Genomic DNA, 2573 nt, shown 5'->3' on the forward strand with positions numbered 1-2573 from the left:
ATGATACATCTTGCAAAATACACCATTACTATTGCGCTTATTTTTGCTAGTTGTTTTTGTTATGCAAATAGCAAACCTAATAAAACAATAGACACAATAATAACAGAGTTAGTAACAGAAATTAATAGAGTAGCACAAGACTATGCTATTAAAAATAAACACACACACCAAGCGTTAAGTAACATCTCTAAAAAAATTATAACAGCTAATACAACAGAAGCACAAGTTTTACTTTTAATAAAAAAAGACCAGCTTAAAGAAGAGCTTAAACTGAGTATGTTGTCTGAAGCTACAGATATTAGTAAAATACGCTACTTAAAAGGCTTACAGATTATTAAAATATTATACGAAAAAACCTTGAGTTTAGACCATCATTTTTCTTCGGTTGCTACTTTTAATGAAATAAACAAGTTAAGTAACCCAAATAATTATCCGGAGTTTGCAAAAATGAAAGATGTTATTAGTAGTGAGCAGGATAAAAAAACAGGCTTTAGTTTGTCTAATATTTTAGGCGATAATATTTACACTTCTGTATTGCACTCCTTTGTATCACTATTTAATAATACGAGTTCTAGTAAAACAGAAAAAGAAGACAGTTTAAAAGAAGTAGAATGTATTCTTGATTTTACGTTACGTATGCATAACGATTTAAACACCATTTATTTTGAAACCACTTTTTTACAAAAAAGCAACGATAATATTATTGCAGAGTTAGAGCAACTGTTTGTGGATTTTACAAAACCTATTAATTATAAAACACCTTTAAAAGAATGTAGAAATAATGATGATTGGGATAATGTAAGAGAAAACCTTAATGGTTTTCTAGAAGAACTAAACACAGTAATTAAAGACGATGCGCAACGTTACAAAGCACATAAAATGCAAATTAATTTAGAATTTCCAATAGATCGTTTATTGCAATTTATAACCCAATATAATACACATATAGATCAAGGTGCTAAGTTTTACGAAAAATTTGGGATCATGCTAAATAGTTATGAGAACGAACAACAATGCGCTACTAAAATACCAATAGAATATGGCAATTTAAAAAATAACATTAAAATTAGTATAGAGAAATTTAATACAGCTTACAAACCTGTAGAGATAAATGGCAGTAAAATGAAACAAGTATTATACGGTATAAATGAGTACGACTAAAAAAACTGCTTAATTTTCCCCCAAATTGTTTTGGGTCTAAAAGTTAATTCGTCTTCGAGTTCTTGGGTTGACTTGCTTATAGTGTTTACGGTGTTAAACAATCGAGCCCTCATAAGGTAAATAGAAGGTATAACTATTACCATAACAGGAATTAAATGGATTAATTGGAACTCATCAATATATTCCATGTCATCGTTTAGAGCTCCAATTATTTGATATGTAAACATAGCAATAGGCACCAAGAGTGTGTGATACCACCAATGCCTGCAAGTAAAGAACCAAATAAATAGTAAAAGAACAGGAACTGCTTTCATTAAAATTGACCAAATACCAACTTGGGCATCTCCATAAAACCCACTTTTGTAAGTAAATAACCAAGTTTCCCAAATTTCACTTTCTGGGACATATTCATATGTATAAAAAATAAAAGGAGTAATTGCTATTAAAGTAGCGAATACACTCCCAATTATTACACTTTTATTAAACTTCTTTTTATCCGTGTTTGCGAATTTTAAGTTTTGCTTTGTCAACTCCTGTGTGTGTTTGGTCATTTAAGTCAATAATGTTAGTCGCATTTGCGGTGAATAATACACCTCCGAAAATAGCTAAAGCTATTAAGTACTTTTTTTTAATTTGCATAATGTTAGGGATTTAGATTAATTAATTACTCTAATTTATACAAATATTTAAAGCTATTATGCGGCAAATGTTAAATTTATGTTAAAAACGTGTTTTTTCGTGTTTTTCATTACGGTAAAAACCGTAATTGAGCCAAAAATACACTTTTTGGTGAGATAAAAAAGCGCAAAATTTTAACTTTTGCTCATATTTAAACTTCTGGTAGTATCATTTTTTAGATTAATTGTTATACAATTATAGTCTTCAATTAAATTTTGTGCTAATTCTGGCCATTCTATAAATACATAAGCATTATTATTTAGGTAATCTTCAATACCAAAATCGTAAAGCTCGCTTTCGTCTTCTAAACGATAGAGATCGAAATGGTAAATAGTTTCAGTTTTAGATTTGTACTCGTTAACTATAGAAAAAGTAGGACTACTAACAGCGTCATTACATCCTATAGCTTTTACTATTGCCTTAATTAATGTTGTTTTGCCTGTTCCCATTTCAGCCTTAAAAATAAAAGTTTTACAAGTTGCATGTTTTAGTATTTGTTTTGCGACGCTGTCTATTTCATTTAATGTATAATTTATTTGCACTGTTTTTCCTGTTTTTTTGCTAAAATAAAAAACTCCTCTTTAAAAAGAGGAGTCTTATATAATATATAATGTTTTTGGAAACCTTATTATGTTTTAATTCTAAAATTATATCAGTTCAAGCGAAATTCTTTTTTTTAGAACTTTGTTTCAATAATAGTCAAGAAGCCTTCTCAATACAATTACTATAATTTA

3 protein-coding genes are annotated in these 2573 nt (G+C 28.7%); 1 reads left to right on the forward strand and 2 read right to left on the reverse strand.

Annotated features, from left to right (window positions below; all coding sequences use genetic code 11):
- Positions 1–1161: hypothetical protein (locus tag Q0C58_RS01720; protein WP_290696681.1), on the forward strand; the 1161-nt coding region annotated here is incomplete at its 5' end.
- On the opposite strand, the gene Q0C58_RS01725 is transcribed toward Q0C58_RS01720, so the two are convergent.
- Entirely contained in the window at positions 1158–1712 is a 555-nt protein-coding gene (locus Q0C58_RS01725) for a hypothetical protein (RefSeq protein ID WP_290696683.1), read from the reverse strand. The two genes, Q0C58_RS01720 and Q0C58_RS01725, sit on opposite strands and share 4 nt — an antisense overlap.
- A 261-nt stretch (positions 1713–1973) precedes the next feature.
- A complete protein-coding gene (tsaE, locus tag Q0C58_RS01730) occupies positions 1974–2381 on the reverse strand; it encodes a tRNA (adenosine(37)-N6)-threonylcarbamoyltransferase complex ATPase subunit type 1 TsaE (protein ID WP_290696684.1) in 408 nt (135 codons plus the stop codon).
- Positions 2382–2573: the final 192 nt, after the last annotated feature.

The sequence above is a fragment of the Lacinutrix sp. genome, assembly GCF_023299985.1.
GTDB lineage: Bacteria > Bacteroidota > Bacteroidia > Flavobacteriales > Flavobacteriaceae > Lacinutrix.

Excerpts from the sequence above, each read along its gene's own strand:
- Q0C58_RS01725 (WP_290696683.1), bottom strand. The coding sequence starts at position 1,712 with ATGACCAAACACACACAGGAGTTGACAAAGCAAAACTTAAAATTCGCA.